Here is a 20,187-nt window from a genome sequence, read left to right as displayed (position 1 = left end):
AGCGAAATCCATGCGCGCGTGACGCGACGCAATAACTAACAAACAGGATTCGCCATCAACCGAATGCTTGGCTCACCAGGGAGGGAACGCCATGTCACGGAGGAAGCTGAACCGCCGACAATTCGTTGCTGCGACTGCTGCCGCCTCGGCGGTCATGATCACCGCGCCGTATGTTCGCGGCGCCCATGCCGCCGGCAAGCTCTCGATCGGGTTCTGGGACCACTGGGTTCCCGGCGCCAACGATGCGTCGAGGGAGCTCTGCAAGGAATGGGCAGCCAAGGAGAAGGTCGACATCGAGATCGACTACATCACCAGCCAGGGCAACAAGAACCTCGTGACCATCGCCGCCGAGGCACAGGCCAAGTCAGGCCATGACATCTTCCAGATGCCGACCTGGTGGTGCCACTCCAACTCCGACCTGCTGGAGCCCGTGAACGACATCATGGGGCCGATCATTCAGGAGAACGGCGCCGTCAACGATACCGTCAAGTACCTCGGTACGCTCGACGGCAAATGGATGGGCGTGCCGGCCTGCGTCGGCAGCCAGATCAAGGGCCCCTGCTCGCGCATCGACCTGATGAAGAAGCATGCCGGTATCGACGTGCAGGAAATGTATCCGGCAGGCGGCCCGCCGAAGGCCGAGAACTGGACGACGGATACGTTTCTCAAGGCCGCGGAGGCCTGTCACAAGGCCGGGGTGCCGTTCGGAATCGGTCTCGGCGAAACCTCCGACAACGTCGATACGGCCGGTGCGTTCTTCAAGGCGTTCGGCGCCGAACTGGTCGACGCCAAGGGCAACCTCACGGTCAAGACCGACGCGGTGCGCCAGGTGCTCGAGTTCTACAAGAAGCTGATCGCCTTCCTGCCGCCGGATGTCGGCGCCTGGGACGACGCCTCGAACAACAAATGGCTGATCGCGGGCAAGGGCGCGCTGATCATGAACCCGCCGAGCGCCTGGGCGGTGGCCAAGCGCGATGCACCGCAGGTGGCGGAGCAGTGCTGGACCCACGGCTTTCCTGCCGGGCCCAAGGGCCGCTTCGCGCCGTTCCTGCCCTACTTCTGGTCGATCTGGAGCTTCTCCAAGAACAAGCCGGCGGCGAAGAGCCTGCTCGTCCATCTCTCCAAGCCGTCATCGATCGAGAAGATGGTGGAAGCGAGCGGCGGCTACGACCTGCCGGCCTTCGAGAAACTGACCAAGCTGAAGGTCTGGGCCGAACAGGGACCGCCCAAGGGCACGATCTTCCACTACCCGGATCCGTATCAGCAGCAGGTGCTCTCGATCGCGGCGTCGCCCGCGCCGCCCAAGGTCGCGCAGCAGATCTACTTCCAGGCGACGCAGACCAAGATGTGCCTGCGCTACGCCCAGGGCGAAAGCCTGGAGAAGACGCTGTCCTGGGCCGAGGGCGAGTGCGAAGGCTTCCTGCGCAGCTGAGCTGACGTCCGTTGCAACGTCGGCGGCCCGCAAGTTCGAGGCGGGCCGCCCGCATCATCCATCGCCACGCCCAGTCAACGCCATCCGCCGGGATCTCACGAGGAGCTCGCTCTCATGGTCGATACTGCCATCGGCGAAACGGCCGCAGCCCGCCCCCGCAATGCTGCCGGCCGCGGCGGCCTGCACAAGGCGCTGAGGCGCAAGTCGACCACGGCCTTCCTGATGACCCTGCCGCTGATCCTGCTGATCGCGCTGCTGGTCGTCTATCCCGCCTTCTATTCGGTGCATCTGGCGACCCTGAACAAGTCGATGCAGCGCTTCGTCGGCTTCGGCAATTTCGAGTTCCTGTTCAAGCGCGACACGTTCTGGCTGGTCGTCAAGCAGTCCTGCATCTTCGCGATCACCGCCGTGGTGTTCAAGGCGCTGATCGGCTTCATTGTCGCGCATTTCGTCCACAACATCCCGGCCAAGGGCCAGCGCAAATGGCGCGGCATGCTGCTGGTGCCCTGGGTGATCCCGCCGGCGATGAGCACGCTCGCCTGGCTGTGGCTGTTCGACCCGTCCTACAGCGCCTTCAACTACACGCTCGCGTTCTTCGGCATCGGGCCGATCCCATGGACCGGCGATGCCGTCTGGGCGCGGTTCTCGGTGATCCTGGTCAACGTCTGGTACGGCGCGCCGTTCTTCATGATCATGTATCTGGCGGCGCTGAAATCGGTGCCCGAGCAGCTCTATGAGGCCGCGGCGATCGACGGCGCCAATTGGTGGCAGCGGATCTGGTTCGTCACCTTGCCGATGATGCGCAACATCATCGCCATCACCACGCTGTTCTCGCTGATCGTGACGTTCGCCAATTTCGACATCGTCCGCATCCTCACCGCCGGCGGCCCGCTCGACAAGACGCACATCTTCGCGACCTGGGCGTTCCGGGTCGGCATCGAGGGCAGCGACATTCCGCTCGGCGCCAGCGTCTCGCTGTTCATGGTGCCGATCCTGGCGGTGGCCGCGATCTTCATCCTGCGCGACGTCAACAAGCGGGGGAACGAATCCTGATGAGCACGCTTGCGATCGACAAGGCCGGCCCGACCCGTAACGTCAAATATGGCTCGATGAGCCGCGACCGCGCCTGGGCGCTGCGCTGGTCGTATGTCTTCCTGACGCTGTTCGCGATCTTCTCGCTGGTGCCGCCGTTCTACATGCTGATCACCTCGCTCAAAGGCAGCGCGGAGATTTCGGCCGCGACCAACCCGTGGTGGGTGTTCCATCCGACCCTGGAGAACTACGCCGCACTGCTGACGTCGAACCAGTTCCTGCGCTTCTTCTTCAACTCCGCGATGGTCTCGATCATCGTCGTGATCATCACCATGCTGATCAGCATTCCCGCCGCGTTCGCGCTGTCGCGGATGAAATTCTGGGGCTCGGCGACGCTCGCCACCGGCGTGTTCCTGACCTACCTCATTCCGGACAGCCTATTGTTCATTCCGCTGTTCAAGATGTTCGCGCTGATCGGCGACGTCACCGGCATCCAGCTGATCAACCGCTGGTACGTGCTGCTGTTCATCTATCCGACGCTGACGGTGCCGTTCTGCACCTGGATCATGATCGGCTATTTCGCCTCGATCCCGAAGGAGCTGGATGAAGCCGCGATCATCGACGGCGCCTCCTGGCTGCAGACGCTGACGCGGATCTTCATCCCCGTCGCTCTGCCCGGCCTGATCGCGGCGACCATCTTCGCCTTCACCGTCTCCTGGGCGCAGTTCCTGTATCCGCTGGTGTTCACGACATCGGCCGACCAGCTGGTGCTACCGGTCGGCATCGTCACCACCCTGATCAAGGGCGACGTGTTCAACTGGGGACAGATCATGACCGGCGCGCTGTTAGGGGCCGCGCCGCCGCTGATCATCTACGCATTCCTGATGGACTATTACATCGCCGGGCTCACCGCCGGCGCGACCAAAGGCTGATGACGGGGGTTGATCACACATGGCTGAAGTGAGCTTGCGCAAGGTCGTGAAGCGTTATGACGACGTCGAGGCGGTCAGGGGCATCGATCTCGACATCGCCGACCACGAATTCGTCGTCCTGGTCGGCCCCTCCGGTTGCGGCAAGTCCACGACGTTGCGGATGATTGCGGGCCTCGAGGACATCTCCGATGGCGACATCACGATCGGCGGCGACGTCGTCAATGACGTGCCGCCCAAGGACCGCGACATCGCGATGGTGTTCCAGAACTACGCGCTCTACCCGCACATGACGGTGGCGGAGAACATGTCGTTCGGGCTGCGCCTGAAGCACTACCCGAAGGCCGAGATCAGGAGCCGCGTGGCGGAAGCAGCGCGCATGCTCGACATCGCCGACCTCGTCGACCGGAAGCCGAAGCAGCTCTCCGGCGGCCAGCGCCAGCGCGTGGCCATGGGCCGCGCGATCGTGCGCAATCCGAAGGTGTTCCTGTTCGACGAGCCGCTGTCCAACCTCGACGCCAAGCTGCGGGTGCAGATGCGCATCGAGATCAAGAAGGTGCATCAGAAGGTACGCACCACGACGGTCTACGTCACCCACGACCAGGTCGAGGCCATGACCTTGGCCGACCGCGTCGTCGTCATGAACCGGGGGCGTATCGAGCAGATCGGCACGCCGAACGAACTGTATCATCAGCCGGCGACGCGCTTCGTCGCCGGCTTCATCGGCTCGCCCGCCATGAACTTCGTGCCGTGCCGGCTCGAGGAGGCCGATGGCCGGCTCCACATCCGCCTCACCGACCGCATCGCCTTCCCGCTGCCGCCGGCGCGCGCCGCGCGCTATCAATCCGTGTCGCGGAATGAGCCGTTGCTGCTCGGCATCAGGCCGGAGCACATTACCGAAATCAGGCCCCATCCGGAGCCCGGACTCGAGCCGTTCGAGGCACTGCTCGACGTCACCGAGCCGATGGGCATGGAGACGCTGGTCTACTTCACGCTGAACGAGACGCCGGTCTGCGGCCGGGTCAACCCCAATGCCGGCGCGCGGGATGGCAGCCCTCTGCGTATGGCCATGGACCTCAACAACATGCACCTGCTAAATGAAGCGACAGGACTCGTGATTTGACGAGCAAAAGACGCTTCAAGGGCAGGACATGAGCAGCAGGACGGCAAGCAACAAGAACAAGATCCTCGTCACGGAATCCTTCTCGGCCAAGGGCCGCGCGCTGCTCGCGGCGCGCGACGATGTCGAGATGATCGAGTTTCCCAACATGATCTCGGCCGCCGATTTCTCCGCGCTGCTCACGTCCCACGCGCCCGTGCATGGCGTGGCGCTCGGCGCGACCCGTTTCGGCGAGCCGGAGCTCGTCGCCGCCGGCGACATGAAGGTCGTGACCCGGATCGGCGTCGGCTTCGATGCGGTCGACGTGCCGGCGCTGAGCCGCCACAAGGTGCCGCTGATGGTCGCGGGCACCGCGAATTCGCCGTCGGTCGCCGAGCAGGCGCTGTTCATGATGCTGACGCTCGCCAAGCGCGCCAACGAGATGCATGCGATGGTCAAGGACGGCACCTGGGGCTCCCGGCTCGGCGTGCTGCCGTTCGACCTCTACGGCAAGTCCGTGCTGATCATCGGCTTCGGCCGCATCGGCACCCGCACCGCCAAGCGCTGCCTCGCCATGGAGATGCAGGTGCTGGTCTACGACCCCTACAAGCCTGCCACTGAGATCACCGCGGCCGGCTGCGAGCCCGTCGCTGATCTCGACGCCGCGTTGCCGCGCGCCGACTTCGTCAGCATCCACTGTCCGAAGACGCCGGAGACCATCGGCCTGTTCAATGCCGCGCGTCTGCGGCTGATGAAGCCCACGGCCTATCTGATCAACACCGCGCGCGGCGGCCTGATCGACGAGGCGGCGCTGCACGACGCGCTGGTGTCGGGACGGCTGGCCGGTGCCGGGCTCGACGTGTTCGAACAGGAACCGCCGCCGGTCGGCCACGCGCTGCATGCGCTGCCGAACGTGATCATGGCGCCGCACGTCGCCGGCGTCACCCGCGAGGCCGTCGACCGCATGAGCGAGCAGACCGCGCGCAACATTCTCAGCGTCCTGGACGGCGATCCGATCCGGCAGAACGTGATCAATCAGGACGTGCTGTAGCAACGCCGCTGGCGTCGGTGGTCGGGAACGTCCCGCGTCGGCGTCTTGCCCGATGCGAGCGTCGATCTGCCGTCCACCGCTTTGTTGCCCAAATTTGAACGTATTGTTGCAACTTGCCGGAAATTCGCTACAACTGTGACTATTGGCGCCGGCTTTTGCGCGCGCCAGTAGGAACCGAGGCGGCCATGAGTGTTGCGACGGATCACGCGCTCGCGACGATAGCGAGCATTCTCGATCAGCCGGAGTCGAAGGCCGACAAGGCAGTGCCGTCCAACAAAGCCGGCGCGACGATGGTGTCGTTCGATCAGGCCGATGGCTACACCAAGATCGGTCCCGGCCCGATTTCCGCGATCCGCTTCCGCTGGACCGCACGGCGTGGCGACGACGGCTACTACGTCGACGAGACCGTCGGGCCGACCTCGATCGCCGTCGGCACCGGTCCGATGACGGCCGAAGCCGCCGTCAGGCTGGTCGACAGCCGCGCGCGCGAGGCGATCGAGCGCTTCGAGGCGCTGAAGAACGAGATGACCGGCAAGGGCCCGACCGCGGCGTTCCTCCCGTCCGGCCCGGGCGAGAAGTAGCTATCGGCGCGAACGCCGGCTGCGGCGCTTGCCCGGCAAGCTCCCTGCCCTCGACCATGTTGCATGTGCTCCATCCTGGCCGGGCTTCGTCCCGGCCTTCATTTTTTGCAGAATTGAATACAGGCTCGCGCTCTGGCCGCGCCGAACCGGCGGCCGGAACAGACGAGCCTCGTCCTCCCCCTCGTCCGCCGACGTCTCCTCGTATAAGAAGGATGATCAACTCGAGGGGGAGGTGTTGCAAGATGGGGATCTTCGACCGTCCGTTGTCCGTCCTGACTGGGCTCGTTCTCGTCTGCAGCCTCGCCGTCTCCGCCGCCGCCGAACAGGCCTCCCGCCTCGACGAGATCGTGCAGCGCGGCGCCCTGCGGGTCGGCATGACCGGCGACTACAAGCCCTTCACCTATCTCGACAAGGCCACCGGACAATTCTCCGGCTTCGACGTCGACATGGCCGAGGCGCTGGGCAAGGCGCTCGGCGTCAAGGTCGAGTACGTGCCGACCAGTTGGCCACAACTGATGAAGGATTTCGAGGCCGACAAGTTCGACGTCGCGATGGGCGGCGTGTCGATCACGCTCGACCGCCAGAAGAAGGGCTACTTCACCACGCCGATCATGCGCGAAGGCAAGACCCCGATCGCCCGCTGCACCGACACGTCGAAGTTCCAGACCCTGTCCGACATCGACAAGCCCGGCACCCGCGTCGTCGTCAATCCCGGCGGCACCAACGAACGCTTCGCACGCGCCAATCTCAAGTCCGCCGACATCCGCGTCCACACCGACAACGTCACCATCTTCGACGAGATCGCCAAGGGCGAAGCCGACCTGATGATGACCGACGCTTCCGAGACCCGCTATCAGCAGAAGCTGCATCCCGGCGTGCTCTGCGCCGTCCATCCCGACAAGCCGTTCGACTTCTCCGAGAAGGCCTACTGGCTGCAGCGCGACATGGCGCTGAAGGCGTTCGTGGACCAGTGGCTGCACATCGCAACCGAGACCGGCAGCTATCAGACGATCTACAAGACCTGGTTTGATTGAGATGCGGCGAGTCCAATCGAACGGTCACTTTCGGACCGGATCATCGGCTTCGGCTCGCGATGCGCCGGCAATCGCGGTACATCGTGAGCTATGAACGACCATGCAGCCCTCTACCAGGCCTTTTGCCGTCGTGACACCGCGCTCGACGGTCTCGTCTTCGTCGCCGTCAAAACGACCGGCGTTTATTGCCGGCCAGTCTGTCGGGTGCGGACACCGATGGCCCGGAACGTCCACTTCTACCGCAGCGCTGCGGCGGCCGAAGCCGCCGGCTATCGCCCCTGCCTGCGCTGCCGCCCCGAGACCGTGCCGTTCTGCCCGGCCTGGAAAGGGACCAGATGCACTGTCGATCGCGCGTTGACCCTGATCGAGGCTGGCGCGCTCGACCATGACGGCATCGATGCACTGGCGGATCGACTCGGGATTTCTGCGCGTCATCTGGCGCGCCTGTTCGCGGCACATCTCGAGGCATCACCGAGCCAGATCGCGCAATCGCTGCGCATCCAACGCGCCAAGCGGATGCTCGATGAGACGGACCTGCCAATCGCGCGGATTGCAAGCCGCGCAGGCTTTTCCAGCCCGCGCCGCATGAGCGCGACTTTCGTTGCGCTCTATGGTCGTCCGCCATCGAAGCTGCGCCCGCGCAGACCGAGAGCCGCGCAGCAACAGCAAGGGATCGAAAATGTCGGATAGGAACTACGGGACGGTCGAAGACATCAGGCGCAGGCAGATGAGCGGCCTTGAATTCGTCCAGGGGCTCGCGCACAGGACGCTGCCGCTCAATACGATCGCACGCACGTTGGGCTATGACGTTGTCGAGGCATCGAAAGGCCTCGTCGTCGTGGCCGCGCTGCCCACCGAGGACCACCTCAATCCGGCCGGCACCGTGCACGGCGGCCTCTCCGCAACGCTGCTCGACAGCTGCATGGGCCTTGCGATCTGGTCGATGCTCGACAAGGGCGTTGCCCAGACGACGCTGGAGTTCAAGATCTCGCTGCTGCGAGCTATCACGCCAGACACGGGAGTGATCCGCGCCGAGGGAACTGTTCTCACCTGCGGTCGGCGCGTCGGCACCGCCGAGGGCCGGATCACTGACGCCGGCGGCCGCCTGCTCGCGCACGGCACGACGACCTGCCTGATCTTCGACGCGTGATGACCCCTCACGTCAGAGTTCACTTGCGACCCAGCGCAGGCCTTTGCCGAGTTACCAGCGTCCGCATTCAGCCCATTACGGACGTCAGAGATATTCATTTGTTTGATCTTGGCGGCTTGCGCTTCGTAGCCCACTCAAGACACCACAACACGACAAGCGCAGGCAGCACTACCGGCAGAAATATCAAGTAATGTGATAGCGCGAACCACGCTTCCGTCCGAGGTGACAGCTTCGGACGGAAAATCCCGTAGAGCGACCAAAAGACGAAATAAGTGGTGAACGCAAAAAGCCACACGTTGCGTGCCTGCGTCCACCAATGCACTGTCATTCGGACAGTCCTCAATCATCGGCCGTCGCTTCGCGGCGTCCGGTCGCAGCCATGACTGTAGCAATTCGCTCGAGCGATACGTCAGCGAGGTCGTCGGGCGCCGCGGCGGGATCGATGACCGTCATTTTTTCGGCCTCTCAAAGATAGGCATGGCGTAGATCGCCCTCTCGATATCGCTCCGCAGCCTGTTGCAGCGGTTCGACTGGTCGTCGAGGTCTCCCGGTTTGTCGAAGTAGACCTCGCTTTGCATGGAGTTGCGCGACGTGTGGATGGCGCGGTCGTTGCCGGAGCCGATGACCCAGAGACCGTGCACCACGCGGAGCCTGATGGTGTTGACCTCATGGCAGTCGGCGATCAGGTCCTTGAGGGTCGGATCGGGCTTGCCGCCCTTTTCCTTGGCCGATAGCGCCAGCAGCGCCGAGCACAGCTTTGCGAAATCGAATGCCGACGTCACGATGTCGAAATACTGGTCATCGATGCGAGCCATCTCGGCGACGTGGTACCGCAGCGTGTATTCAAGCTGCGAGAATTCGAAGATGAACCGGCCGATCTCACGGTAGATGCGATCAGTCTCGACAGGACCGAAATGGATTATCTTGAAGTTCGTCACCTGGAAGGATTCCGGAGTATCCCAATGACGTTGACGTTGTCGTCCTTTTTCTCGACTTCCGGCATGCTCCATCCCTCCTAGGTTGCGCCAGAGTAGCAGCGGGGCACGAGTTCGTCAGCCGCCAAGTTGACGGGGCTGCGGTGGCATTCTGTCCGGTGCCGAGCAACGGGTCCATGTCCGAGTCGGGTCAGGGGACTAAACCGCTCGCGCGGTAGGCAAGACAGCCGGCAGCACGGCTGAGTGGATAGCGCAACGAGGCGTCCTGTCTTGAGATGAGGGGTTCGCAACCTTCACACAAGACAGGAGCATCCCCATGACCGACGAGGCCATGAGCCCGTTGCGGCGGCGCATGATCGAAGACATGACGATCCGCAAATTCGCGCCCAAGACCCAACATGACTACGTGCAGCGGGTCAAGGACTTCGCAGCCTTCCTCCGACGTTCGCCGGATCTGGCCAGCTTCGAGGACGTGCGCCGCTATCAGCTCCATCTGGCATCGCGCGGCGTCGGCGTGCCGACCATCAACCAGACGGTCTCGACCCTGCGGTTCTTCTTCAAGGTCACGCTGCGGCGTCACGAGATCGTCGAGCACACCCACTTCATCCACCAGCCGCGCAAGCTGCCGGTGGTGCTGAGCGTGGAGGAAGTGGCGCGGCTGCTCGATGCGGCGCCCGGGCTCAAATACAAGGCGGCGCTCAGCGTGGCCTACGGCGCCGGCCTCCGCGCCAACGAGGTCGTCTCGCTCAAGATCTCCGATATCGACAGCAAGCGCATGATCATCCGCGTCGAGCAGGGCAAGGGCGGCAAGGACCGCAACGTCATGCTGTCGCCAAGCCTGCTCGACCTGCTGCGCGCGTGGTGGAAGGCGGCCCGTCCCCAGGGCTGGCTATTCCCGGGGCGTGATCCAGCGCAGCCGATGACGACACGGCAGCTCAATCGGGCCTGTCATGCCGCGGCCCAAATGGCGGAGATCCACAAGCGCGTCTCGCTGCATACCTTGCGTCACAGCTTCGCCACCCATCTCCTGGAGCAGAACATCGACGTACGCGTGATCCAGGTGCTGCTCGGTCACGCCAAGCTCGATACGACCGCGCTCTATACAAGGGTCGCCACCAAGACGATCAGCGAGGTCATGAGCCCGTTGGAGCACATCGCGATCAAACTGAAGGAGACCCGGCCGCCCGGCTGACGTGGGGGCGGCGTGTCTCGTCCGGCTCTGGAGGTTGCGGATATCTTCCGCGACCATGGTCCGGCATGGCGTCAGGCCCATGCCGGCCATGTCAGCCTCGACCAGTTGAAGGTGATGTCGGCGATCGAGAGCTGCCGCACGGCAGCGCTCGGCGGCCATGTCGCGCGCTGCGAGGACTGTGCCTACACGTCCATCGCCTACAACTCCTGCCGCAACCGCCATTGCCCGAAGTGCCAGGGCGCCGCGGCGAAGCGGTGGCTCGCCGATCGCCAAGCCGAGCTGCTGCCGGTGCCGTATTATCACGTCGTGTTCACGCTGCCGGCTCGGATCGCCGACATCGCCTATCACAACAGGGCTGCCGTCTACGATCTGCTGTTCAAGGTCTCAGCCGAGACGATGCTGACGATCGCCGCGGACCCGAAGCACCTCGGCGCCCGGATCGGCATCACGTCCGTGCTGCACACCTGGGGCTCGGCCATGACCCACCATCCGCACGTCCACATGATCGTGCCGGGCGGCGGCATCTCGCCCGACGGCCAGCGCTGGGTGTCCTGCCGCCCGAGGTTCTTCCTGCCGGTGCGCGTGCTCTCACGCCTGTTCCGGCGGTTGTTTCTGGAGCGCCTTGCCGCCCTTCACCAGGCCGGGCGCCTGAGCTTCTTCGGCAACGACGCCCATCTCGCCGGGGCGCAATCATTCGCCGCAATGCTGGCGGCGTCGCGCAAGACGGAATGGGTCGTCTATGCCAAGCGTCCGTTCGGCGGCCCCGAGGCCGTGCTGGCCTATCTGTCGCGCTATACGCACCGCGTCGCCATCGCCAACAGCCGCCTGATCGCCTTCGACCGGCACGGCGTCACCTTCAGGTGGAAGGATTACCGCGTCGAGGGCCGCGACCGTCAAAAGCGGATGACGCTCGCGACAGACGAGTTCATCCGCCGCTTCCTCATCCATGTGCTGCCGAAGGGCCTCAACCGCATCCGCCATTACGGCCTGCTGGCGCGAGGCGCCTGCGCCGACAACATCGCACGTGCGCGCGAGCTGCTCGCCATCAGGGATCGTGGGGATGAGCCGACCGAGACCACCGTCGACACGGCCAAGCCGCCATGTCCATGCTGCGGCGGTCGCATGATCGTCATCGAGGTCTTTGAGCGAGGCGCAACGCCGCGTCATCAACCGACCGCACCAACCGGCGCCATCAGGATCGATACCTCATGACCGCCCAACCGCCATTTTGCAAAGCTGCCCGCAGTGCCCGCCGCTCATCGACCGGCCACGGCAGAGCGCACCCAGGCTTTCCTTTGTCGTCGCCGATCGGCCGATGGTTGATCGCGTTCAACGCCGCCCACCGCTCATTCATTGGTCGCGTCGTCGTCGCGCAGCTTGCTGCACCGGTTCGAACTCCATCAGCTGGCTCGCCTGCAGCGCTCAAATCCCCATAGAGCCTGCCGCACCAGTCCTGCCCATCATGCGCGGTTTCCTCCCTTGGAGGCTTTCGGACGCCGGCCGCCCGAATGTGCCGCACCGTCAATCATGCGGCCGGCATCCGAAACCCTTCACATTCACGCCTCGATCGGGCTATCGCGCTACGTCCGTAATTCGCCCCGAACGGACGCTACCGAGGCAGGCAGATCACGTACGCTGTCAGCCCTTAGAGGACGTCAGGTAGATCTACTGCGTCGTCGGCGGCAAGATCTCGAGCGTTCGGTTCTCCGCTGTGTCCAACGGAAGCTCTGCGGAATTCCCGCAGAAAGGACAGCCGATCGTTATCTTGCGGGCGGCGACCATGTAAAGTTCGCCTGCTGGTGCGATTGGGACAATGTTCTCGCAGCTGGGGCAAACGACGGAGAGATACTCTTCGCCCTGCACAAGCTGCCCGTGTTTCGGCGCTGCCATTGCTCCCTCCGAAGTGCCGGGTTGTACCTCTAACACGGCATAGCAACTTTTGCCCCCTCAGATGAGGGAGGAAAGATTGTCGTGCACCGAGCTCGTCGCGTTGCAAGTCGCCGACATTTCGTGGCGCGCCAGTGGCATCTTGTTGCACATCGGCCGGTCCAAGACCGACCAGGAGGGCGAAGGCACGGATCTCCCAGTGCCGAACGGCGGCCACCTCCGGCCTGTCGCAGCGGCTCAAGGCCTGGCTCGAGGCGTCCGGGATCCGGGAGGGACCGATCTTCCGTGAGATCGATCGCCACGGCCGTGTTGGCCACCAGGCGCTTTCCGATCGCTCGGTGTCACGGATCATCAAGCAGGTTTTCGGCGCGGCTGGTCTGGAGGCAAGTGCTTTCTCAGGGCATTCGCTTCGCGCTGGCTTCGTCACCTCGGCGCTCGACGGTGGCCAGGACGCGCTCAAGATTATGAAGCAGAGCCGCCATGTGAAGGTCGATACCCTGAAGATATATGATCGGCGCGCGCATGAATTTGAAGGCCATGTAGGCAAGGGTTTTCTTTGACCCTCACTCCTCTTTTGGTTTTGTTGTAGGATTGTACGGCTCCAGCTGGCCGCTGCACTGGTCAACTCGAAACACTTGACCGTTCAGCTCCTTGAAATCGTAGCAGTTGCGCCAAATCGATTGGACGGGCGCCTTACCCGTCATCACGTCCCCGCCGCTCTTTACGATTGCGGTCAAGAGGAACGGAAAGGCCATGAATGCGGCCATTCCGCCCAAGGTAAAGACGATCACAGCAAAAACGGCGACGGCGTTCGCGACGGGATGTTCCCGGTCCTTTGCGATGGATGCGACAGCTTCCCAGATGCCCATCGAAATCCCTCCAGTTCAAGCGATGGCAACTCTTAAGTGTAGCGAGCGGGCTGGCTCGCGCCAAACGGCGAACCAGCGTTTGCACAGCAGAATCGCGGCTGACGTCCGATAATCGCCCTTAAGCGACCTTCCCGGACTCTGATGAGCGGTGCGTTATCGGCTCGGAGAAGATCTACGACGGACGACGGCGACGTTTGATGGGACATCGTCGAGGCATCTCACGCCGCGATGGGAATGCCCTGCAAGAATGCCCCAAATGGCCTGCGCCAAAACGCAATGTTCGCAAGCATTTTCAACGCGAAGACCCCTGTCCAGTCCTCGCCTGAAAAAAATTCCTGTTGCGTTTTTCCGAAATCCATGGTTTATTGCCGCCATCCCGCCTCATCGAGAGGGGCGTTGCGCGCGATCGTCACGACACGCGAGGTGGGGAGGCGATGGCCGCGAGATGCCGCAGCGTGCTTGCACGCGGACGAACGGCATGGCGCGGACGTGAAGTCGCAGGGTCCTGACACCCCGATGCTGGTGTCCAGCGCAATGCGCGCAAGCGCATTGTCGCCATGGTGGCCAACAAGCCCGGCGCACCAGGGAGACTGCGTATAAGCGTGAAGACCATCGCGCAGGGAATGCCGGAGTTCGGCTGAACCTGTGGTGACTGCCGCCTGCTTTTCTTGTTGCAGGCGGGCCATGGGTTGCGGCCAGCGCCCGGCATTCCCTGCGCCCTCTTCGATTTTGAGGGCACGACGGACGGATCACTCGGACGCTGAGGCGTCGCGAGAACGCCAACTCATGTGTAGCGATGTCATGCAAGCGAAAGTCTGTCAGCACACTCGCTGTCATTCCGGGGCGCGCGTAGCGCGAGCCCGGAATCCATACTCCGAAGCGGACTTTGTTGGAACGAGATGGAGCAGCCGGCGTGCCCAACACGTCCATGTGTGGTTATGGATTCCGGGCTCGCGCTGCGCGCGTCCCGGAATGACGGCGTCATGTGTGGATGGCTCGCGACGACACCACGGCCGGTGGTTATGGGTCCCGGCTCGGACGCCGGGACGACAGTTGTACGTGTGGCGGCACCTCGGCTCATCCCGACGAGACCGCGTGCGTCAGCCGCAACTGCTATCACCCGTTGCGATACGTGTAGCTGTAGCCGTTGATCGCGGGAGCGCCGCCGAGATGGGCGTAGAGCACCTTCGAGCCTTCCGGGAAGTAGCCCTTCTTGACGAGGTCGATCATGCCCTGCATCGACTTGCCCTCGTAGACGGGATCGGTGATCATTGCCTCGGTGCGGGCGGCCAGGCGAATGGCCTCGTTGGTCTCGGCGCTCGGCACGCCATAGGCCGGATAGGCGTAGTCGTTGAGGATGACGATCTCGTCGTCGCGCACCTTGCGGCCGAGCTCGACCAGCTCCGCGGTGTTGTCGACGATCTGGCGCACCTGGCTGCGGGTCTGCTCCGGCGTGCCGGACGCGTCGATGCCGATGACGCGGTCGGCGCGGCCGTCGGCGGCGAAGCCGACGATCATGCCGGCCTGGGTCGAGCCGGTGACGACGCAGACGATGACGTAGTCGAACTTGATGCCCATCTCGGCTTCCTGCGCCCTCACCTCTTCGGCGAAGCCGACATAGCCGAGGCCGCCGAACTTGTGCACGGAAGCACCGGCCGGAATGCCGTAGGGCTTGCCGCCGGCATCCTTCACCGACTGGATCGCGTTCTCCCAGCTCTTGCGGATACCGATGTCGAAACCGTCCTCGACGATGCGGCTGTCGGCGCCCATCAGGCGGGTCATCAGGATGTTGCCGACGCGGTCGTAGACGGCGTCCTCGTGCGGCACCCAGCTCTCCTGCACGACGACGCACTTCATGCCGATCTTGGCCGCGGTCGCCGCCACCATGCGGGTGTGGTTCGACTGCACGCCGCCGATCGACACCAGCGTGTCGGCATTCGACTCGATCGCGTCGGGCACGATGTATTCGAGCTTGCGCAGCTTGTTGCCGCCCATGGCGAGGCCGGAATTGCAGTCGTCGCGCTTGGCGTAGATCTGCACCTTGCCGCCGAGCGCAGCCGTCAGGCGCGGCAGATGTTCGATGGGCGTGACGCCGAAGGTGAGCGGATACTTCTTGAACTTGTCGAGCCGAAGCACGGGGTCTCTCCGAGGATGGTGGAATGGGTCGGCCGAAAACATATGGGAAACCTTGCGAAAGGTGCTCTCTTTCTCCGGCCTGCTTTTCATGGTTACGTGCGCTCGGTCCCACATCGGCGAGAGAATGATCCGGATATGTCGGAGAAACTGAAAGAATCGTCCAGTCCGGATCTGGATCGCGTCGACCGGCGCATTCTGCAGCTCCTGCAGAAGGACGGCCGGATGAGCAATGCCGACCTCGCAGCGGCGGTTCATGTCAGCCCGGCCACCTGCCATCGCCGTACCCAGCGCCTGTTCGAGGACGGCTACATCACAGGCGTCCGCGCGCAGATCGCGCCCGAGAAGGTCGAGCGCAGCGCGCTGGTGCTGGTCGGCGTGGTGCTCGACCGCTCGACGCCGGAGAGTTTTCGCACCTTCGAGGCCGCGATCCGCAAGCTGAAATTCGTGCTCGACTGCCACCTCGTCGCCGGCGATTTCGACTACTTCCTCAAGATCCGCGTCCGCGACATGAACGACTTCAACCGTATGCATGGCGACCAGTTGATCTCGTTGCCGGGCGTCCGCCAGACACGCACCTTTTTCGTGATGAAGGAGGTCGTCGACAATGCGCCGCTGGATTTCTGAGCGGGGCGTGCGTTGAACCGGGCTTGCCGCATCGGCGACTTAATTGCGCGTGAGCTCGCTCACCTCAGCAACCGGCATCGCGGAGATCCTGATGAAGAGGCTGTTGGCCGTTGCGGCCGTGGTGCTGGCCAGCAGTGCCGCCCAGGCGCAGTACGTGATCGAATATGGCGGCAAGACCATCCGCATCGATCCCGACCGCGGCACGGTGCAGATCCCCGGCGTCTACGACAACACCGATCAGAAGAAGCCCAAACGAGCCAAGCGCGAGCAGGATTCGGCGGTGAAGCCACAGCCCGGCCCGGACAAGCCGGCCCAGGCACCGGCCGAGGCGGCGGTGACCCCCGCCCCGCCCGCTCAGGCGCCGGTGGCAGTGGCGCCAGCCCCTGCTCCCCCTGCGGCTCCCGTCCCGACGGCAACGGCGCCCGCTACTGCCCCCGCGCCGCCCGCACCGGTTCAGGCCACGGCGCCTGCGGCCCCAGCGATTGCAGCGCCTGCTCCTGTCGCGCCGGCTCCGACGGCCGCGGCCCCGATCACGCCTCCGGCGGCTGTGACGCCCCCTGCCGCTCCCCAGGCCCCTGCGTCCGTGCAGCCGCCCTCACGGCCCGGCCAGGCGCCGGCCGCCGTGACCACCGCCGCGATCCCGCCAGCCTCGGCAACGACCGCTGTCCGCGATCCGAATTCTCCGGTCGGCATCTGGCTGACCGAGGAGAAGGAAGGCAAGATCCGCATCGAGCCGTGCGGGACCAATCTCTGCGGCTACGCTGTGAACGCCAAGACCAATCAGAACGGCGAGCAGATCCTGATCAACATGCGTCCGGGCGACAAGGCGCAGGAGAAGAAGTGGAGCGGCCGCATCTACGATCCGAACAGCGGCAGCACCTACGATTCCACGATCAATCTGAAAGGCCCCGACAGTCTGCGCGTGCAGGGCTGCGCCTTCGGCGGCATGTTCTGCGGCGGCCAGACCTGGACACGGGTGAACTGAGAACGGCCCGGTCAAAACGAAAGCGCGCGGCCTTTCGACCGCGCGCTCGTCATCTTGTTAGTCCCGCATCAGCCGACAGGCGTCGCGTATTCCTCGTCGGTGACGTGCTCCATCCAGTTCGAGTAGACGCCGTCGAGCGCCTCCTGCATGGCGATGTGCGTCATCTCGTTGTCCGGCGAGGCGCCGTGCCAGTGCTTCTCGCCCGGCGGGATGAAGATCACGTCGCCCGGCCGGATCTCGCGCACCAGGCCGCCCTTGGCCTGGATGCGGCCGATGCCGGAGACCACGTAGAGCGTCTGTCCGAGCGGATGGGTGTGCCAGGCCGTGCGCGCGCCCGGCGCGAACGAGACGCGCGAGGCGTTGAGGCGCGCCGGTGCCGGCGCCATGATCAGCGGGTCCTGCAACACGTTGCCGGTGAAGTACTCGGCGGGGGCCTTGCGCGTCGGGCGCGAGCCTGCGGGGTGGAAATCCATGATGTGCCTTTCTGGAGCTGTCGCTCGTTTGTGAGCTTACTTCTTGGAGGCGGCGTAGCGCGCCTTGGTCTCGGCGTTCATCGGGTACAGACCCGGCAGCACTGCGCCCTTGTTGACCTCGTCGACGATCCAGGCCTCCATGCGCTCCTGCTCGGGGCCCTCGGCGAGCACGTGGTCGAGCATCGCCTGCGGGATCAGGACGGCGCCGTCCTGGTCGGCCACGATCACATCGTTCGGGAACACGGCGACGCCGCCACAGCCGATCGCCTCGCCCCAGCCGACGAAGGTCAGGCCTGCGACCGACGGCGGCGCGGCGTAGCCGTCGCACCAGACGGGAAGGCCCGTACCGAGCACGCCTTCGAGATCGCGCACCACGCCGTCGGTGATCAGCGCGGTGACGCCGCGCTTGACCATGCGGGCGCAGAGGATGTCGCCGAAGATGCCGGCGTCCTTGACGCCCATCGCGTCCACCACGGCGATGCAGCCCTCGGGCATAGCCTCGATCGCGGTGCGCGTGGAGATCGGCGACGACCAGGATTCCGGCGTCGCCAGATCCTCGCGCGCCGGTACGAAGCGGAGCGTGAAGGCAGGACCGACCAGCCGCTTCTGTCCCGGACGCAGCGGCTTCGCGCCGCGCAGCCAGACATTGCGCAATCCCTTCTTCAGCAGGACCGTGGTGATGGTCGCGGTGGTGACCTGGGACAGAGTTGCGATGGCTTCGGGGGTGAGGGACATCTTGAGACGGGTGCTCCAATGGGCTGGCGAAAAAAGCAGGCGCATCTTGCGAGCGACCGTCCCCGCGTCAAGGCCTCGCAGCGTGCGCGGCAGGCATGCGGGGCGCGCGGCCCGATAAAATTCTCTTATCGCAGGACGTCCGATTAATTTATTGAATTTTCGAGACTTTTTGATTTGAGCCCAATTCCGCCGGCGCGTGAAAACGGCTAGATCAGGGAACACCAACGCGGATCCATTCGGACTCATGGCTGATCCTTTTCCACCTCCTCGTCTCCTGCCCAGCGGCGACAGCGCCGTCACGGTCGAGTTCAGCCGGACCATCGACGAGACCGCCAACCGCCGCGTCCTCGCGCTCGACCATGCGCTGGCCGCAGCCGGAATCGAGGGCATCGCCGAGACCGTGCCCACCTATCGCTCGTTGCTGGTGCACTATGATCCCGGCGTGATCGACCACGATGCGCTCGCCGCCAGACTGCTGGCGCTGTCGGCTGCGGCGCTCGCGCCGGACAGCGAGGTCAGGCGCTGGCGGGTTCCGGTCTGCTATGGCGGCGAGCACGGGATCGATCTGGAGGACGTCGCCAAGGCGCTCGGCCTCACGCCGGAGGAAGTGGTCGCCCGCCACGTCGCCGGCACCTACCGTGTCGCCATGATCGGCTTCACGCCAGGCTGGTCCTATCTGTCGGGCCTCGATCCATCGCTGCAGATGTCGCGCCGGCAGAACCCCCGGCTCGCGACGCCGGCGGGCGTCGTCGCCATCGGCGGCATCCAGACCGGCATCCAGTGTCTCGCCGGCCCCTGCGGCTGGCACCTGCTCGGCCGCACCGCGATGCGGACGTTCCAGTTGCACCGCGAGCCGACCTTCCTGCTCGAGCCCGGCGACGAGGTCAGCTTCGCCGCGGTCGACGTGAAGACCTTCGCCGAGCAGGAGCGCGCTGCCGAGGGCGGCGAGCTCGTCGCCGAGCGGGTCGCCGCATGAGTACGCTCCTCGTCTCGCAGATCGGTCCGGCCAGTTCGGTGCAGGATGGCGGCCGCTTCGGCGCGCAGCGCTACGGGCTGACGCCGTCGGGCGCGATGGACAAGCTGTCGCTGGCGGCGGCAAACAGTCTCGTGGGCAATGAGCTGATGGCCGCTGCGATCGAGATCGGTCCGTTCGGCGCGACGTTCACTGCGAAGGGCGGTGCCGTGCGCGTGGCATTGTCGGGCGCGCCGCGCCCCGCTGACGTGGCCAAGCGCCCGGTCGACATGAATACGTCCGTTACGCTCAACGAGGGCGAGAAGCTCACACTCGGCTTCGCGCGCGGCGGCTCGTTCAGCTATCTCGCGCTCGAAGGCGGCATCACCGGCGAGCCGATGTTCGACAGCCTCTCGGTCAACGCCCGCGCCGGGCTCGGCAGCCCCTACCCGCGCCCGCTGCAATCGGGAGACGTGTTCGAGGTGGCAACCGCCAGCCCGACGCCGGAGATGCGGATCGAGCTGCCGAAGCCGAGCGGCGCGATCCGGGTCGTGATGGGACCGCAGGACGACGAGTTCAGCGACGAGATGAAGGCGCTGTTCCTCGGCAGCGACTGGAGGGTCTCGGCCACCAGCGACCGGATGGGCTATCGCCTCGAAGGCCCAGCCATCCGCCATCTGCACGGCCACAACATCGTCTCCGACGGCACCGTCGAGGGCAGCATCCAGGTGCCCGGCAACGGCGCGCCGATCGCGCTGATGGCGGACCGCGGCACGAGCGGCGGCTATCCGAAGATCGCGACCGTCATCACCGCCGATTTCGGCCGGCTGGCGCAGACGCCGGCCGGCACGCCGTTCCGCTTCGAGGCCGTGACGATCGCCGAGGCCCAGGCCGAGCTGCGCCGCTACAAGGATCTGCTGCGCAGCCTGCCCGGCCGCGTCACCGAGCTGGCAAGCAGCGACTTCAACACCGACGCCCTGTTCACGGCCAACGTGGCCGGGCATGCGGTCAGCGCGACCGACGTCGGCACTTGGCTTGGAGTGACGCCGGATTAACCTGATCGCCTTTAACGCTGCTTCGAACCCATCAAC

22 protein-coding genes are annotated in these 20,187 nt (G+C 64.8%); 16 read left to right on the top strand and 6 right to left on the bottom strand.

From position 1 onward, the window contains the following. Nucleotides 1–91 precede the first annotated feature (91 nt). From ACQR1B_RS30095 to ACQR1B_RS30055, 9 genes are all read left to right on the top strand, one after another. Nucleotides 92–1,432 carry an ABC transporter substrate-binding protein gene (locus ACQR1B_RS30095; protein ID WP_434836289.1) on the top strand — a complete coding sequence of 447 codons (1,341 nt, stop codon included), beginning with the start codon at nt 92–94 and terminating at the stop codon, nt 1,430–1,432. A gap of 114 nt (nt 1,433–1,546) precedes the next feature. Further along, entirely contained in the window at nt 1,547–2,485 is a 939-nt protein-coding gene (locus tag ACQR1B_RS30090; protein WP_434836288.1) for a carbohydrate ABC transporter permease, read from the top strand. Continuing rightward, nucleotides 2,485–3,396: a carbohydrate ABC transporter permease gene (locus ACQR1B_RS30085; protein ID WP_434836287.1), complete on the top strand. Its 912-nt coding sequence runs from the start codon at nt 2,485–2,487 to the stop codon at nt 3,394–3,396. Before ACQR1B_RS30090 ends, ACQR1B_RS30085 begins: the two co-directional genes overlap by 1 nt. A gap of 19 nt (nt 3,397–3,415) precedes the next feature. Continuing rightward, nucleotides 3,416–4,516: an ABC transporter ATP-binding protein gene (locus tag ACQR1B_RS30080; RefSeq protein ID WP_434836286.1), complete on the top strand. Its 1,101-nt coding sequence runs from the start codon at nt 3,416–3,418 to the stop codon at nt 4,514–4,516. 28 nt (nt 4,517–4,544) lie between these two features. Beyond that, nucleotides 4,545–5,543: a hydroxyacid dehydrogenase gene (locus ACQR1B_RS30075; protein ID WP_434836285.1), complete on the top strand. Its 999-nt coding sequence runs from the start codon at nt 4,545–4,547 to the stop codon at nt 5,541–5,543. A 185-nt stretch (nt 5,544–5,728) separates the two neighbouring features. Continuing rightward, nucleotides 5,729–6,124 carry a hypothetical protein gene (locus ACQR1B_RS30070; protein ID WP_434836284.1) on the top strand — a complete coding sequence of 132 codons (396 nt, stop codon included), beginning with the start codon at nt 5,729–5,731 and terminating at the stop codon, nt 6,122–6,124. A gap of 242 nt (nt 6,125–6,366) precedes the next feature. Next, nucleotides 6,367–7,158, top strand: coding sequence for a transporter substrate-binding domain-containing protein (locus ACQR1B_RS30065; RefSeq protein WP_434836283.1), 792 nt, complete (start codon nt 6,367–6,369; stop codon nt 7,156–7,158). A gap of 90 nt (nt 7,159–7,248) precedes the next feature. Then, nucleotides 7,249–7,848, top strand: a complete 600-nt coding sequence (locus ACQR1B_RS30060; protein ID WP_434836282.1) for an Ada metal-binding domain-containing protein — start codon at nt 7,249–7,251, stop codon at nt 7,846–7,848. After that, nucleotides 7,838–8,308, top strand: coding sequence for a PaaI family thioesterase (locus ACQR1B_RS30055; RefSeq protein ID WP_434836281.1), 471 nt, complete (start codon nt 7,838–7,840; stop codon nt 8,306–8,308). Before ACQR1B_RS30060 ends, ACQR1B_RS30055 begins: the two co-directional genes overlap by 11 nt. A 449-nt stretch (nt 8,309–8,757) precedes the next feature. Here ACQR1B_RS30055 and ACQR1B_RS30050 read toward each other — a convergent pair whose 3' ends face one another. After that, the gene (locus ACQR1B_RS30050; protein ID WP_434836280.1) at nt 8,758–9,318 is read right to left on the bottom strand and encodes a hypothetical protein; all 561 of its coding nucleotides are present in this window, start codon (nt 9,316–9,318) and stop codon (nt 8,758–8,760) included. Nucleotides 9,319–9,559: 241 nt separating this feature from the next. Here ACQR1B_RS30050 and ACQR1B_RS30045 point away from each other — a divergent pair, with 241 nt between their 5' ends. The 3 genes from ACQR1B_RS30045 (at nt 9,560) to ACQR1B_RS30035 (ending at nt 12,882) form a co-directional block, all read left to right on the top strand. Beyond that, nucleotides 9,560–10,435 (top strand): tyrosine-type recombinase/integrase, encoded by an 876-nt coding sequence (locus tag ACQR1B_RS30045; RefSeq protein WP_434836279.1) that lies wholly within the window; start codon nt 9,560–9,562, stop codon nt 10,433–10,435. Nucleotides 10,436–10,447: 12 nt separating this feature from the next. Further along, a complete protein-coding gene (locus ACQR1B_RS30040) occupies nt 10,448–11,647 on the top strand; it encodes an IS91 family transposase (protein ID WP_434836278.1) in 1,200 nt (399 codons plus the stop codon). Nucleotides 11,648–12,660: 1,013 nt separating this feature from the next. Continuing rightward, complete coding sequence (locus ACQR1B_RS30035) at nt 12,661–12,882, top strand: DNA recombinase (protein WP_434836277.1); 222 nt, start codon at nt 12,661–12,663, stop codon at nt 12,880–12,882. A 3-nt stretch (nt 12,883–12,885) separates the two neighbouring features. On the opposite strand, the gene ACQR1B_RS30030 is transcribed toward ACQR1B_RS30035, so the two are convergent. From ACQR1B_RS30030 to ACQR1B_RS30020, 3 genes are all read right to left on the bottom strand, one after another. After that, nucleotides 12,886–13,191 carry a hypothetical protein gene (locus ACQR1B_RS30030; RefSeq protein ID WP_434836276.1) on the bottom strand — a complete coding sequence of 102 codons (306 nt, stop codon included), beginning with the start codon at nt 13,189–13,191 and terminating at the stop codon, nt 12,886–12,888. 218 nt (nt 13,192–13,409) lie between these two features. Continuing rightward, nucleotides 13,410–13,550: a hypothetical protein gene (locus ACQR1B_RS30025; RefSeq protein WP_434836275.1), complete on the bottom strand. Its 141-nt coding sequence runs from the start codon at nt 13,548–13,550 to the stop codon at nt 13,410–13,412. A 757-nt stretch (nt 13,551–14,307) separates the two neighbouring features. Beyond that, a complete protein-coding gene (locus tag ACQR1B_RS30020; protein WP_434836274.1) occupies nt 14,308–15,327 on the bottom strand; it encodes a 1-aminocyclopropane-1-carboxylate deaminase in 1,020 nt (339 codons plus the stop codon). A 147-nt stretch (nt 15,328–15,474) separates the two neighbouring features. Here ACQR1B_RS30020 and ACQR1B_RS30015 point away from each other — a divergent pair, with 147 nt between their 5' ends. Then, the gene (locus ACQR1B_RS30015) at nt 15,475–15,951 is read left to right on the top strand and encodes an Lrp/AsnC family transcriptional regulator (RefSeq protein ID WP_434836359.1); all 477 of its coding nucleotides are present in this window, start codon (nt 15,475–15,477) and stop codon (nt 15,949–15,951) included. Nucleotides 15,952–16,042: 91 nt separating this feature from the next. Next, a complete protein-coding gene (locus ACQR1B_RS30010) occupies nt 16,043–16,936 on the top strand; it encodes a DUF2147 domain-containing protein (RefSeq protein ID WP_434836273.1) in 894 nt (297 codons plus the stop codon). Between the two features lie 68 nt (nt 16,937–17,004). On the opposite strand, the gene ACQR1B_RS30005 is transcribed toward ACQR1B_RS30010, so the two are convergent. Further along, entirely contained in the window at nt 17,005–17,409 is a 405-nt protein-coding gene (locus ACQR1B_RS30005; RefSeq protein ID WP_434836272.1) for a (R)-mandelonitrile lyase, read from the bottom strand. A 36-nt stretch (nt 17,410–17,445) separates the two neighbouring features. Further along, on the bottom strand, nt 17,446–18,144 hold the full coding sequence (locus ACQR1B_RS30000) for a ribonuclease activity regulator RraA (protein WP_257164758.1): 699 nt from the start codon (nt 18,142–18,144) through the stop codon (nt 17,446–17,448). A gap of 244 nt (nt 18,145–18,388) precedes the next feature. On the opposite strand from ACQR1B_RS30000, the gene pxpB reads away from it, so the two are divergent. Together pxpB and ACQR1B_RS29990 are read left to right on the top strand one after the other, a co-directional pair. Next, complete coding sequence (gene pxpB, locus ACQR1B_RS29995; protein ID WP_434836271.1) at nt 18,389–19,120, top strand: 5-oxoprolinase subunit PxpB; 732 nt, start codon at nt 18,389–18,391, stop codon at nt 19,118–19,120. Next, nucleotides 19,117–20,151: a biotin-dependent carboxyltransferase family protein gene (locus tag ACQR1B_RS29990; RefSeq protein WP_434836270.1), complete on the top strand. Its 1,035-nt coding sequence runs from the start codon at nt 19,117–19,119 to the stop codon at nt 20,149–20,151. Before pxpB ends, ACQR1B_RS29990 begins: the two co-directional genes overlap by 4 nt. Nucleotides 20,152–20,187: the final 36 nt, after the last annotated feature.

It is taken from the genome of Bradyrhizobium oligotrophicum, assembly GCF_051168495.1.
GTDB classification, from domain to species: Bacteria; Pseudomonadota; Alphaproteobacteria; order Rhizobiales; family Xanthobacteraceae; genus Bradyrhizobium; species Bradyrhizobium oligotrophicum_A.
This window is presented reverse-complemented; position numbering and strand designations above follow the sequence as displayed.